Annotated in this window: 15 protein-coding genes; 14 read left to right on the forward strand and 1 reads right to left on the reverse strand. The window is 71.5% G+C overall.

From position 1 onward, the window contains the following. The first annotated feature begins 181 nt into the window (after positions 1-181). The 7 genes from BMH31_RS05930 (at position 182) to BMH31_RS05960 (ending at position 5887) form a co-directional block, all read left to right on the forward strand. Positions 182-1288 carry a metal ABC transporter substrate-binding protein gene (locus BMH31_RS05930; RefSeq protein ID WP_099723320.1) on the forward strand — a complete coding sequence of 369 codons (1107 nt, stop codon included), beginning with the start codon at positions 182-184 and terminating at the stop codon, positions 1286-1288. Next, positions 1285-2106, forward strand: coding sequence for an ABC transporter ATP-binding protein (locus BMH31_RS05935; RefSeq protein ID WP_099723319.1), 822 nt, complete (start codon positions 1285-1287; stop codon positions 2104-2106). The genes BMH31_RS05930 and BMH31_RS05935 overlap by 4 nt, the downstream gene beginning before the upstream one ends. Before the next feature lie 2 nt (positions 2107-2108). Next, positions 2109-3050, forward strand: a complete 942-nt coding sequence (locus BMH31_RS05940; RefSeq protein WP_241898165.1) for a metal ABC transporter permease — start codon at positions 2109-2111, stop codon at positions 3048-3050. Beyond that, entirely contained in the window at positions 3047-3988 is a 942-nt protein-coding gene (locus BMH31_RS05945) for a metal ABC transporter permease (RefSeq protein WP_099723318.1), read from the forward strand. Before BMH31_RS05940 ends, BMH31_RS05945 begins: the two co-directional genes overlap by 4 nt. Then, on the forward strand, positions 3985-4389 hold the full coding sequence (locus tag BMH31_RS05950) for a transcriptional repressor (RefSeq protein WP_046454853.1): 405 nt from the start codon (positions 3985-3987) through the stop codon (positions 4387-4389). The genes BMH31_RS05945 and BMH31_RS05950 overlap by 4 nt, the downstream gene beginning before the upstream one ends. A 9-nt stretch (positions 4390-4398) precedes the next feature. After that, positions 4399-5403 carry a pyridoxal-phosphate dependent enzyme gene (locus BMH31_RS05955; protein WP_099723317.1) on the forward strand — a complete coding sequence of 335 codons (1005 nt, stop codon included), beginning with the start codon at positions 4399-4401 and terminating at the stop codon, positions 5401-5403. Positions 5404-5464: 61 nt separating this feature from the next. Beyond that, positions 5465-5887, forward strand: a complete 423-nt coding sequence (locus BMH31_RS05960; protein WP_099723316.1) for a DUF1801 domain-containing protein — start codon at positions 5465-5467, stop codon at positions 5885-5887. A 57-nt stretch (positions 5888-5944) separates the two neighbouring features. Here BMH31_RS05960 and BMH31_RS05965 read toward each other — a convergent pair whose 3' ends face one another. Then, on the reverse strand, positions 5945-6748 hold the full coding sequence (locus tag BMH31_RS05965; protein ID WP_241898166.1) for an SGNH/GDSL hydrolase family protein: 804 nt from the start codon (positions 6746-6748) through the stop codon (positions 5945-5947). 68 nt (positions 6749-6816) lie between these two features. Here BMH31_RS05965 and BMH31_RS05970 point away from each other — a divergent pair, with 68 nt between their 5' ends. The 7 genes from BMH31_RS05970 to BMH31_RS06000 all read left to right on the forward strand — a co-directional run bounded on the left by BMH31_RS05970 (position 6817) and on the right by BMH31_RS06000 (position 12706). Beyond that, positions 6817-8061 (forward strand): acyltransferase, encoded by a 1245-nt coding sequence (locus tag BMH31_RS05970; RefSeq protein WP_099723315.1) that lies wholly within the window; start codon positions 6817-6819, stop codon positions 8059-8061. A 350-nt stretch (positions 8062-8411) separates the two neighbouring features. After that, positions 8412-8648, forward strand: a complete 237-nt coding sequence (gene rpmB, locus BMH31_RS05975; RefSeq protein WP_046454850.1) for a 50S ribosomal protein L28 — start codon at positions 8412-8414, stop codon at positions 8646-8648. After that, entirely contained in the window at positions 8648-8815 is a 168-nt protein-coding gene (gene rpmG / locus BMH31_RS05980; protein WP_046454849.1) for a 50S ribosomal protein L33, read from the forward strand. The genes rpmB and rpmG overlap by 1 nt, the downstream gene beginning before the upstream one ends. A 2-nt stretch (positions 8816-8817) precedes the next feature. Beyond that, on the forward strand, positions 8818-9123 hold the full coding sequence (rpsN, locus tag BMH31_RS05985; protein ID WP_046454848.1) for a 30S ribosomal protein S14: 306 nt from the start codon (positions 8818-8820) through the stop codon (positions 9121-9123). Between the two features lie 309 nt (positions 9124-9432). Continuing rightward, positions 9433-10866 (forward strand): cell wall-binding repeat-containing protein, encoded by a 1434-nt coding sequence (locus tag BMH31_RS05990; RefSeq protein ID WP_099723314.1) that lies wholly within the window; start codon positions 9433-9435, stop codon positions 10864-10866. A gap of 104 nt (positions 10867-10970) precedes the next feature. Then, entirely contained in the window at positions 10971-11789 is an 819-nt protein-coding gene (locus BMH31_RS05995; protein WP_099723313.1) for a signal peptidase I, read from the forward strand. Further along, complete coding sequence (locus tag BMH31_RS06000; RefSeq protein ID WP_099723312.1) at positions 11786-12706, forward strand: hypothetical protein; 921 nt, start codon at positions 11786-11788, stop codon at positions 12704-12706. The genes BMH31_RS05995 and BMH31_RS06000 overlap by 4 nt, the downstream gene beginning before the upstream one ends. Positions 12707-12994: the final 288 nt, after the last annotated feature.

The following is a 12994-nucleotide window of genomic DNA, read 5'->3' on the forward strand; positions in this document are numbered from 1 at the left end:
GAGGGGCGCGCGAGAAGGATGCGGGACGCAGAGGCGGGGCGGCATGCGCACTCGGGGCGGGGAACGGGAGCAGGCGCACGTATCGTTGTTGCGAACGGTTCTCAGAAGAAGATATGCTGAGATTCGTTCTCAACAAGCGGCGCGCACTGGCGCGACCTGAACTGGTCAGGAGACCCACCCGATGCGACACTCACGGACTCGCACCCTCGTCACCGCGACGCTCGCGGCCACCCTCGCGGCGGGACTCGCCGCGACGCTCGTCGGCTGCTCGTCGCCGAACGCCGAAGCGGGCGGGAGCAAGGCCTCCGACGGGGAGCGCCTCCGCGTCGTCGCCACCACCACGCAGCTGGCCGACTTCACGAAGGAGATCGGCGGCGACGACATCGAGCTCACCGGCCTGCTGAAGCCCGGTGCCTCGGCCCACCACTTCGATCCGAGCCCCGCCGACCTGCTCGCGCTCGGACGCGCCGACGTGCTCGTGGTCAACGGTGCGGGCCTCGAGACCTTCGTCAGCAGCGCCGTCGAGGCCTCGGGCTTCCACGGCAAGACGGTCACGGCGGCCGCCGGCCTGGATCAGGCGACGCTCAAGGCCATCACCGCCGAGGGGGCGGCCGAGGCCGGCGGCGCCGAGACGCACGACCACGACCACGACCACGAGACTGAAGAGGCCGCCCACGCGCACGCCGCCGGAGACGATGACGACGATCACGATCACGGCGATCTGAACCCCCACATCTGGACCTCCCCCCGCAACGCCGAGGGCATGGTCTCCGAGGTGGCGAAGGGGCTCGCACAGGCGGATCCCGCGCACAAGGCCGACTACCAGCGCCGCGCCGACGCCTACGTGCTCAAGCTGAAGAGCCTCGACGAGTGGATCACGACGCAGATGGATCGGGTCCCGAAGGCCGAGCGCATCATGGTGACGGGGCACGACTCGCTCCGCTACTACCTGCACGACTACGGGATCGCGTTCGCGGGCTCGATCCTGCCGAGCTTCGAGGACAACGCCGAGCCGAGCGCGGCCGACGTCGACCGTCTCGTCGCGACGATCAAGGAGCGCAAGGTCCGTGCGGTTTTCGTCGAATCGTCCATGAGCCCCGGCCTGGCGCGTACCATCGCCAAGGAGGCCGGCGTGAAGGTCGTCGACGCGGAGTCGCTCTACACCGACTCGCTCGGACCCGTCGGCAGCTCGAGTGCGCAGTACCTCGGCGCCACCGTCCACAACACGCAAACGATCCTCGAGGCCTGGGGCGAGAAGCCAGGCCCGCTCCCGGAGAACCTGAAGTGACCGAAGCCCCAGCAGGAGCGGCGCCCGCCGCGCACGACACCCCCGCGATCAGTCTGCGCGATGCCGCCTTCGGCTACGCCGGGCGCACGCGGGTGGCGCGCCTCTCCCTCACCGTCGAGCGCGGCTCGGCGGTGGCGCTGATCGGACCGAACGGTTCGGGCAAGTCGACTCTGCTGCGCGGGATCCTGGGCCTCGCCGACCTCACGGCCGGCGAGGTCCGGGTGCTCGGCGAGGCTCCCGTGCGTGCGCGCCGCCGCATCGGCTCGCTCCCGCAGGCGGATCAGCGGGACACGAGCCTGCCCGTCACGCTCCGCCAGGTCGTCGGCATGGGGCTGTATCGCGAGCTCGGCGCGTTCCGGCCGATCGGCCGCGAGGGCCGCCGGCGCATCGATACGGTGCTCGAGCGCGTGGGCCTCGCGCCGTTCGCGCAGCGCCGCTTCGGCGAACTGTCGGGCGGGCAGCAGCAGCGGGGGATCCTGGCTCGCGCGCTCGTCGCGAATCCCGAGATGATCCTGCTCGACGAGCCGTTCAACGGGCTCGACCGTGAGAATCGCGAGACGCTGCTCGCCCTCCTGCGCGAGGTGCGGTCCGAGGGGCGCACCATCATCGTCTCGACCCACGACCTCGAGATCGCGCGCGAGGCATGCACGCACGCGCTGCTGCTCTCGAGCGGGCACCACCCCGAGGATCCGGGGCACCCGGCGGCTTACGGCACCCTGGACGACGCGCTGACGCTCGAGGCCGTGGCCCACGCGTTCCAGGACACCACCGTGGAGCTCGACCGGCACACCGTCACCACCACCCGCGAGACGGAGTAGCGGTGGACGCCGGACTCATCGAGATCTTCTCGCTGCCCTTCATGGGCCGGGCGCTCGCGACGCTCGCGGTGCTCGCCGTCGCCGCGGGCGTCGTCGGCATCGGGATCAGCTTCCGCGAGCTGGAGTTCGTGAGCGACGGCCTCGTGCACGCCGTGTTCCCCGGCCTGGTGGTCGGTGCGGCGATCGGCGGATCCGACCTCGTGCTGCCCGGCGCGATCATCGCGGCGCTCATCGCGGCCGTGCTGTTCACCCTGCTGGAGCGTGCGGGACGCGTCGGCTCGGACGCCGCGATCGCGGTCGTGCTCACGGGCCTGTTCAGTCTCGGCGTCGTGCTGGTCTCGCGGCAGCAGGGCTACGTCTCGCAGCTGGAGGACCTGCTGTTCGGGCGCCTCCTCACCGTGACGGCGGCGCAGCTCTGGCAGGTCACGGTCGTCGCGGTGCTCGCCGTGATCGTGCTCGTCATCGGGTGGCGGGCGCAGCTGTTCCGCGCGTTCGACCCCGAGGGATTCCGGGCGGCCGGATTCCGCCCGCTCGCGACCGACCTCACGCTGTCGGTCGCCGTCGCCCTCCTCGTCGTCGCCGGCGTGCAGGCGCTGGGCGTGCTCATGGTGCTCGCGATCCTGACCGTGCCGATGGCCGCGGCGCGCCTCCTCACGGGGCGGCTCGGCCTGCTCGTGCCCATCGCGATCCTCGTGCCGCTGATCGCCGGCGTCGGGGGCCTGTGGCTCTCGTTCGTGTGGTCGGTCGGTGCGGGCGCCACCGTGTCACCGGGCGCGACGGTCGTGCTCGTGCTCGTCGCGCTCTACGCGCTCGCCGTGGGCTGGCGTCTGCTGCGCGGACGCGAGCCGGGCGCCCGCGCGAAGCGCGCATCCGATGCGGTGGATCCGACGTCCGCGGCGTCGGCGGCTCCGGCCTCGGCGGCCCCCGAGGGCGGTGCGGCATGAGCTATTTCGCGCTCGCCGCCGTCGAACTCGCGCTCCTCGGCGTGCTCTCCGGCATCGTCGGCACGCTCATCGTGATGCGCCGTCGCTCGTTCTTCGCGGTCTCCCTCAGCCACGCCACGTTCCCCGGCGGGGTGCTGTTCGCCGTGCTCGGCTGGAACCTGATCCTCGGCCAGGCGCTCTTCGCGCTGCTGCTCGTCGGCATCATGACGCTGCTCGCCCGCGTGCCCGGCCAGGGTCGCCAGGTCGCGAGCGGCATCGTGCTCTCGTTCGGCTTCGCGCTCGGCACGCTGCTCGCGAGCCTCAACGCGGGCAACGGCGTGCCGGTCGAGGCGCTGCTCGTGGGCTCGCCCCTCAGCGTCACCGGCGCCGACCTCGTGCGTACCGGCGCGGTGCTCGCCGTGACCCTGCTGCTGCTCGCCGTGTTCGGGCGGCGGATCCTCTTCCACACCTTCGATCCCGTGGGCTTCGCCGCCACGGGGTTCCGGGCCTGGCCGGTCGAGGCGCTCGCGAGCGGCATCATCGCCGCGGGCGTGGTCGCCGCGATGCCCGCGGTCGGTGCGATCCTCGGCGTCGCCCTGCTCGTCGGCCCCGCGGCCGCCGCGCGGATCCTCGCGCCCCGATTCACCTGGATTCCCGGCATCGCCGCTGCGCTCGGCGTCGTGTCGGGCCTCGTCGGCCTGTGGATCTCGCGCGAGTTCGGGATCGCCGCCGGCGGTTCCGTCGGCCTCGTGGTCGCCGTCGTGTTCCTGCTCGCAGCTGCCGTCGGCCGGCTGCGCGACGGGCTCCGGCTCGGCGCGGAACGCGCGGCCGAGCGAGCGCTCCAAGCGCGCGAGCGCGCGGTCGTGATCCGCGAAGCCGAGACCGGGGCCCCGGACCCGGCGTGCGCGGAGGCCTCCGGGCGTGAGAGCCTGGAGGTGACGAAAGGCGGAGCCGCATGACCGCAGCACCCAAGCGCAATACCTGGCAGCGCGAGGCCGTTCGCGCTGCCCTCGCTGAGGCGCGCGGGTTCGTGAGCGCTCAGGAGCTGCACCAGACGCTGCGCGACCAGGGGTCGACCATCGGCCTCGCGACCGTGTACCGCGCGCTCGCCGGCCTCGCGGAGGGCGGTGAGGCCGACTCCCTGCAGTCGCCCGATGGCGAGAACCGCTTCCGCTCCTGCAGCATGCAGGGGCACCATCACCACCTCGTGTGCCGCATCTGCGGCGAGACGCGCGAACTCGAGGCGCGCGTGGTCGAGGAGTGGGCCCAGCGGGTCGGCGCCGAGCACGGCTTCACCGAGATCGACCACGTCGTCGACCTCTACGGCGTCTGCGAGCGCTGCCGCGCCCGCGCCGCCTAGAGTGGCGGCATGATCACCCCGGGCGACGTCGACACCGCCGAGCGCAGCATGTGGCGCTACCGCGCCGCGCTGCCGGAGCTGGCCGGCGCCGAGCCGGTGAGTCTCGGTGAGGGGTGCACGCCGCTCGTCGCCCGCGACTGGGCCGGTGCGCGCCCGCGGTTCAAACTGGAGTGGTTCTCGCCGAGCGGCAGCTTCAAGGATCGCGGCGCGAGCGCGCTCGTCACCGCACTGCGAGCGGCGGGTGCGACGGCGATCGTCGAGGACAGCTCGGGCAACGGCGGCGCGGCGGTCGCGACCTACGGCGCAGCCGCCGGCCTCGCGGTCACGGTGTTCGCTCCGGCCAGCACCTCGCCCGCGAAGCTCGTGCAGGCGCGCGCCGCGGGTGCCGCGATCGAGCTCGTCGACGGTCCGCGCGAGGCGTCGGAGGCGGCGGCGCTCGCCGCCGTGGCGCGCGGCGATGCGCACGACGCCGGGCACAACCGGCAGGCGGTGTTCCTGCAGGGCACGAAGACCCTCGCCTACGAGCTCTGGGAGGATCTCGGCTTCCGCGCGCCCGACGCGATCGTGCTGCCGGTCGGCGCTGGCAGCAGCCTGCTCGGCTGCGCCTTCGGCTTCGGCGAACTGTTCGAGGCCGGCGCGATCGATCTCCTGCCGCGCCTCTACGCCGCGCAGCCGCTGCACTGCTCGCCCATCGACGCGGCCTTCGCGGCGCCCGGCGTCGAACGGCCGGTGCTGCCGACCATCGCCGAGGGCACCGCGATCCGCGCACCCGGTCGTCTCGCCGAGATCCTGGCCGCGATCCGGCGGAGCGGCGGCGGCACCGTCGCGGTGACGGAGGACGAGATCCGGGCCGCGCACGCCGAGCTCGCGCGCACGGGGCTCTACGCCGAGCCGACGAGCGCCGTCGCGGCGGCCGGGCTCACCCGGCTGCTCGCGCGCGGCGAGATCCGGGCGGAGGAGACGGCGGTCGCCGTGCTCACCGGCTCCGGGCTGAAGTCGCCGCTCGGAGGCTGAGCGGGCGCGTCCCGTTTCGTCTACGGTGGCAGCACCGGTCCCCGAATCGTCAGGAGCTCTCATGGCAGCCAAGCAGCCCGCGATGTCGCCGTCCGAGATGCCCGTCGCCGAAGTGCTCGATCGCGCGACCGGAGCGCGACGCGTCGAGGCGGATGAGCTGCTCGCGCTCTGCGCCGAGCTGAGCGGGGAGCCGCCGGTCGTGTGGGCCGGGCGCATCATCGGGTTCGGCGAGGTCGAGTACCGGTACGACAGCGGCCGCGGCGGCCGGATGCCGCTGCTCGCGTTCGCTCCCGGCGCGACGAAGCACACCGTCTATCTGGTCGACGACTTCGCGGAGCGCTGGCCGGATCTGATGTCGCGGCTCGGACCGCACCGCGCGAGCAAGGTCTGCCTCTACCTCACCCGTCTGACCGGTGTGGACCGCGGAGTGCTGCGCGAACTCCTCGAACGCTCGCTCGCCGCTTCCCTTCCCGGCGCAGGCTGAGCGCGTTCGAGCGGATCATCCGCACCGAACGGGCGGTGACACGCGGGAAACCGCCACTTACCCCCGCGGCTCGATCCGCACCCAGTCGGGGTGCTTCGCCGTGCGGCCGTCGCCGCTCGACCGGCCCGTGAGACGACGCTGGATCCACGGCAGCACGTGCTCGCGCGTGTAGCGGAGCTGCTCGCGCCGGGTCGGTGCGGGCCTCGGGTCCGCGTCGATCACCCAGTCGGCTGGCGCTGCGTAGCCCAGTGCGCGCAGCACGTTGCTCGCGACGCGGTGGTGCCCGACCGGCGCGAGGTGCAGCCGGTCCGGCGACCAGTACTCGCGGCGCGCGAGCACGGGATCGCTCCAGTTGTCGCAGAACCGCACCCCGAGTTGCCCGGCCAGCGCGCCCGCCTCGCGGGTCAGCTCGTCGCCCTTCGCCCGCACGCGCCCGCCGCTCGGCAGACCCGCGGTGGGATTCGCGCCGGCGAGCAGCAGCGGCGCTGCGTCGGTCTCGAGGATCCGGCGCAGCGCGCTGCCGGTGCGCTCCAGGATCCACGGGAGGTCGGTGCCGGGCCGCAGCATGTCGTTGCCACCGCCGTTGAAGCTCACGAGCGTCGGGCCGAGCGCGAGTGCGGGTTCCAACTGCTCGTCGATGATGGGCCCGAGCAGGCGTCCGCGGATCGCGAGGTTCGCGTACTCGATCGGGCGTCCCGTCGCGTCGGCGAGGCCCTGCGCCACGAGGTCGGCCCAGCCGCGTACCGAGCCGTCGGGCTGCTCGTCGCCCACGCCCTCGGTGAAGCTGTCGCCGATCGCGACGTAGCGGATCGGGGCGTCGGCGGGGAACAGCGGAGCGGGAGCATCGTCGATCGGAGGCACCTCGCCAGCCTACGCCCGGCCGCCGGAGCGCACGCTCGTCGGCATGCGCGCGCCCGTATGCTGATCCCGTGGCATCGAAGCTCCCCCGGATCCCGCCCGATCGCGACCTCTCCATCGACGCGGTGCGCGCGCTCTGCCTGCCCGTCGTCGTGCTGCTGCACGCCCTGCAGATGGGGATCTCCGGCGATCCGCTGCGGGCCTCGAACGCGCTCGCGCACTGGCAACCGCTCGTCTGGATCACCTGGATCGGCATGATCATGCCCACCTTCTTCATCGCGGGCGGCTTCGCCGGGATCACGACCTGGCGCAGGCTCCGCGCGAGCGGCGGCACCGCGGGCGAGTACCTGCGGATCCGCGCGCTGCGGCTCGCCCGACCCGTGCTGCCGGCGATGCTCGCGGTGCTGGCCGTGCTCGGGGTCCTGGCGCTGTGCGGCGTGGACCCCGAATTCCTGCGCACCTTCGCGTTCCGGCTCGCCGAGCCGCTCTGGTTCATCGCCGTCTACGCGATCTGCACCGCCTTCGTGCCGCTCATGGCGAAGCTGCACCGTCTGGCGGCCTGGTCGACGTACTTCGGACTCGCGGGTGCCGCAGTCGCCGTCGACCTGCTCAGCCGCTTCGCCGGGCTCCCGATCGCCGCCCTCAACTGGCTCTTCGTGTGGCTGTTCGTGCAGCAGCTCGGCTTCGGCGTGCGCGACGGCTGGTACGCGAAGCGCCCCCGGTGGTTGCTCGTCGCGCTCGCCGCGGTCGCCTACGGGCTCATGTGCGTCGCGGTGTTCGGGCTGGGCTACTCGCCCGACATGCTCGTCAACCTGAACCCGCCGACCGTGCTCCTGCTGCTGCTCGGCCTCGCGCAGGTCTACCTCTTCACCCTGCTGCAGCCGCTGATCCGCGCGGTGGTGCGCCGCAGGCGCGTGCTGCTCGTCGTCGGCGCGCTCGGCGTCTTCGGCATGACGATCTACCTGTGGCACACGGTCGCGATGGGCGTCGTGGTCGGGATCCAGCTCGCTCTCGGGCTGCCGTTCCCCGAACCGCTCACGGGCGTCTGGTGGCTGACGCGCGTGCCCTGGATCCTCGCGATCGCGGCTGTGATCGCCGTGCTCTGCCCCCTCGTGGCCCGGATCGAGCGGCTCTGGCCGAAGGAGCGGCCGGGGCCGATGCGCCTGTGGGCGGCGATCCTCGCGACCGTGCTGCTCGTGGTCGCGGTCGGCTGGGTGCTCACCCAGGGGTATCTCGCGCCGGGTACCGCCGGCGCGCTCGCGGCGCTGGCGCTGGCGATCGTCTGGCTGACCGTCGGGCGACCCGCGAGGCGATGAGCCGTGAGACGTCGAATCCTGCTGCTCGCGGCCGAGACGGCGGCCCCTGAGGGGCGGCTCCGGCGCTTCCGCAGGCACCCACTCTTTCCGCCGAGAAACCGTCGCGCCGCCGAAACACCCTGCTGCAACTGGGTGTTTCGGCGGCACAGCGGTGTTTCGGTGTGCGCTGTGCCGCGCAGATCAGGCTTGCGGCCGGCGCGATCCTGATCTAAGCTCGATCTTTGGCTGTGCGAACTCCCTTCGCGCAGACCGCACGGGGGCGATCCAGGGCTTCGGCTCAGGTGATGTCCCGTGCAGACAAGAGATCTTGGGTGGGGCCGTCCGGCTCCACGGTACTGAGAGGAACCACCATGGCAGCAGTGTGCCAGGTGACCGGCGCCGTTCCCGGCTTCGGTCACAACATTTCGCACTCGCACCGTCGTACCAAGCGCCGGTTCGATCCGAACATCCAGAAGAAGACCTACTTCGTGCCCTCGCTGGGCCGCAAGGTGACGCTCACCCTGTCCGCCAAGGGCATCAAGGTGATCGACGCTCGTGGCATCGAGGCCGTCGTTGCTGATCTGCAGAAGCGTGGGGTGAAGCTCTAATGGCAAAAGATAAGGACGTCCGTCCGATCATCAAGCTCCGTTCGACGGCTGGCACCGGGTTCACCTACGTGACCCGCAAGAACCGTCGCAACACCCCCGACCGTCTCGTGCTCAAGAAGTACGATCCGGTGGTTCGCAAGCACGTCGAGTTCCGAGAGGAGCGTTAATCATGGCCAAGAAGAGCATGATTGCGAAGAACAAGCAGCGCCAGGCGATCGTCAACCGCTACGCGGAGAAGCGCGCCGAGCTGAAGAAGGCCCTCGTGGACCCGAACGGGACCGACGAGAGCCGCGAGGCCGCTCGCGTGGGCCTGCAGAAGCTGCCCCGCAACGCTTCGCCGGTGCGCGTGCGCAGCCGCGACGTCATCGACGGCCGCCCCCGCGGCGTCCTGTCGAAGTACGGCGTCTCGCGTGTCCGCTTCCGCGACATGGCGCACCGCGGCGAGCTGCCCGGCATCACCAAGTCGAGCTGGTAAGCACCCGCTTCTGACCGAAGGGCCCGGATCCGAGAGGATCCGGGCCCTTCGTCGTTCTCGGACGCCGCAGAGCCGGCGCGCGACCCGATCGATCGTTCCCGTTCGACCGCGCCGGCTTCTCGAACCCACGTAGAAACCGGGGAGGACCGGATCGCGGGACCGCGCGCGATACTGCATTTCCGATTCCGCAGTGCTGAAGCGGAGCAGTCCGGTGCTGAGCCGCGCGACCCCCGACGAGACTTGGGGCATATATCTCATCTATGTGTCCGCGCGGCGTAGGCCCGAGCCCCAGGAATATTGGAACGTCTCTTGCAACTCAAAAGTTTCTTCAGCATCGCGCTCGCCGTCGGAATGCTCTCCACCACCGCATCGGCGACGGCGAACGCCGACGACGGCACCGTACCCCAGCAGTCCGAGGGTGTGGCGCGGTCCAGCGCGGCGGTCGACAACGGTGCCCTCCTCGCGTTCGAGCGCTTCTATAACGCTGACGGGACGCCGGGCGGCAGCATCGTTCCCGGCAGCGTCTTCTACTTCCAGTTCTCGGCGACCAACACCTCCAACCGGCCCGTCGTGCTGGAGGACATCGTCTCCAAGGTGTGGACCGCGACCAACCCGAACCACGCAGCGGGGCTCCCCTCCGACTACTGCGACCAGTGGATCGAACGGAAGGATTCCGGCGCCCAGCGCCAGAAGTTCCCGGTGGAGGTCGCCCCCGGGCAGACCATCACGGGGATCCTCGACAACGCCACCTACACGTTCCAGGCGCAGGCGCCCAACGAGTGCCGTGGCATGCAGCTCTACTTCAACGCCGGAGTGAAGATGAAGCAGACCGACCCTCAGTGGAAGCGCCTCGGCGGTCAGGACCGCTTCGAGACCGCGGTGCGCGTCTCCCAGGAGCACTTCCCCGGCGGCGCGAAGTCCGTGGTGCTGGCCCGCTACGACGTCGCCGCCGACGCGCTGTCGGCCGCGCCGCTCGCGGTGCAGAAGAGCGCCCCCGTGCTGCTCACCCAGACGGCTCGCCTCAGCCCTGTCACGAAGGCCGAGATCAAGCGCCTGAAGCCCGAGCGGGTCTACATCGCCGGTGGAGCAGGTGCCGTGAGCAACGGAGTCGCCAACGAGATCCGCGACCTCGGATACCGGGTGACCCGCCTCGGCGGGCAGGACCGCTACGAGACCTCGATCCGCATCGCCGAGCACGGCTGGGGCCAGTCTGGTTCGGACTCGGTGTTCATCGCGACCGGACGGGACTTCCCCGACGCGCTGTCAGCGAGCGCCGCGGCGGGCGCCAACAACGCTCCCGTGCTGCTGGTCGACGGACTGGCGCGCTCGATCCGCGCCGATGTCCGAGGCCAGCTGCTCGAACTCGACCCGAAGAACATCAACATCGCCGGCGGCACGGGCGTCGTCACCGCGCAGGTCGCGAACGGCCTCAGCAGCTACGGCACGGTGAAACGCTATGCGGGTGCCACCCGCTACGAGACCTCCGCAGCGATCGGCAAGCAGTGGCACACGGCGAACGGAACCGTCTACCTCGCCACCGGCGCGAACTTCGCGGACGCGTTGGCGGGTGCGGCGGTCGCCGGATCGAAGAAGGCTCCGGTGCTGCTCTCGCAGCAGAACTGCATCCCCGATGCGGTCCACTCGCTGATCACCGGGACGATCAAGCCGCAGATGGGGTACGTGCTCGGCGGTACCGGCGTGCTGACGGATCGCGTGCTGAACCAGCGCCCGTCCTGCTACTAGCCCCACCGAGCCGAGGGGCGGGAGCGATCCCGCCCCTCGGCTTTCTCGAACCCCGATCGCAACACCACCCCGACCTTCCACTCTGCATCGAAAGGACCCCCGCCATGCAGTTGCTCGACCGCTTCTCGCGCGGGTCCGCCCGTCGCGTCAGCTCGACGAAATGGTTCGATACGCCGTGGCGGATCGCCGGACGCGCGATCGCCTCGGCCCTCATCGCGGTGGTGGTCATCGTGATCCTCGCGCTCGCGGTGGTTCCGCGCCTCCTCGGCGGGGACTCCCTCACCGTGCTCACCGGCTCCATGGAGCCGACGTTCTCCCCGGGCGACGTCGTGGTCGTGAAGGGGGTCGACAAGGACGCGGTATGCACCGATATCCCGGTCGGCGCCGTCGTCACCTACTTCCCGAAGCCCGACGACCCCGACCTGATCACCCACCGCGTGGTCGGGAAGACGATCGGCACGTTCGATGACGGCACCCGCTGTCGGCTCATCACCCAGGGCGACGCCAACTCGGCTGTCGATGCCCCGGTCTCGCCCGCTCAGGTGCGCGGCACCCTGCTCTTCGGCGTGCCGAAGCTCGGGTGGGCGCGCCAGTGGGTCGGCGACAACATGCCGATCGTGCTCACCGGTGCCGCGGTCGTACTCATCGGCTGGGGCCTGTGGGGCGCGTTCCGTCGCCCCAAACAGACCATCGTCTCCGTGCCCCGTCCCCAGGGCGTGCCGAACCCGGAGGGCGCCGCTCCGACTGCCCCGGCAGCGGCGCCGCAGCGCAGCGAGAACGAAGCGCGCGAGCTCGAACTCCGGGAGCGCGAGCTGCAGATCCGAGAGCGCGAGATCGAACTGCGCGAGCGGGAACTCGCCTTCGTGATGAGCGGTTCCGGCGAGCAGCCGGGCGACGGGACCGACGACGGGATCCCGCGGTGAGCGCGCAGACCGCCGCCCCGCTTACTGCGGCCGGCATCGATCGGATCATCGAGGAATCGGGCGCGGCACTGTCCCGCAGGGGCAGGTTCGTCGCCGCGATCCTCTCGCTCGCCCTGCTGCTCCTCGTCGGCGCGGCGCTCCTCGCGGCGGATGCCGTACCCGTGACGGGAGCGCGCAGCGCGTCGGTCGAGGACGCGGCCGGTGCCGCGACGGTCTCGAGTGGTGCAGCGGAATCCGCGGGCCCGGTGACCGCGAGGTGGGACGCCTCTCCCGCGCGACTGAGCTGGAGCGATGGCGCACCGGCCCGGGCGGAGAGCGTGTTCTCCGGCGAACTGGGCGACGCCGTCGACGGCGGTGGGGAGCGCCTGCTGGGCCTTGTGAACACCGGCCCCGGCGACGGGATCCTGCGGGTCACGGTCGAGCCCGCGGCCGCCGCGCTCGACGCGACCGCCCTCGCCGGTGTCGCGCTCTCCTGGAACGTCGACGGCGTGCGCGGGAGCCAGCCGCTCTCCGCACTGATGGCCGAAGGTACTCCGCACATCGCCGAGATCGCCGTCGCTCGCGGAGACGAAGTGCAGATCTCGATGGAACTGACGACCCTTCCGGGATCGGAACGGGACGTTCGCGCCGCGGACCCCGACACGATGGTGAGCTTCGCGCTCGACGCCGAGATGCGAGGCGCGCCGACGGCGGAGAGTGCCGCGAGCGTGCCCTGGTGGATCCCGGCCGCGATCGCGCTGGGACTGCTGCTCGGCCTCCTGGTCTGGGGCCTGGTCGCAGTGTCGCGCAGGAGCCGGCACTGCCGTGCCTGCGGGCGGGACTTCGACCGACGGGATCGCCGGATGCGAGTGAGCGAGACGGGCCGGGGCAGCTGGATGCTCTGCTCGGACTGCTTCGCCCGGGGCGGTCGGGACTAGCCGACGGCATTGCCGGGTCCGGCGGACAGCCTCGTCCGGGGCGCGTCGCGGATCCTGGGCCGCGGTGGCCGTGAGGTCCCGCATCTCCTGCGTGCATACGCAGGGGAGCGCCCCCTGGGTCGCTACCAGCGGCGAGGAGTCCGGCAGTGGATGATCCTCGGCGCTGGTGGCGACCCAGAGGGCGCTATTAGGGGGAGAGCGCCGGCGAGGCAGGTTATTCACCCGGGGGACCCTCAGAGATTCCGGCCGCTCATGAATATGATCTCAGCGAGTTCGCCCGAGAAGCGG

This window comes from Leucobacter sp. OLIS6 (genome assembly GCF_002752355.1).
Taxonomy (GTDB): domain Bacteria; phylum Actinomycetota; class Actinomycetes; order Actinomycetales; family Microbacteriaceae; genus Leucobacter.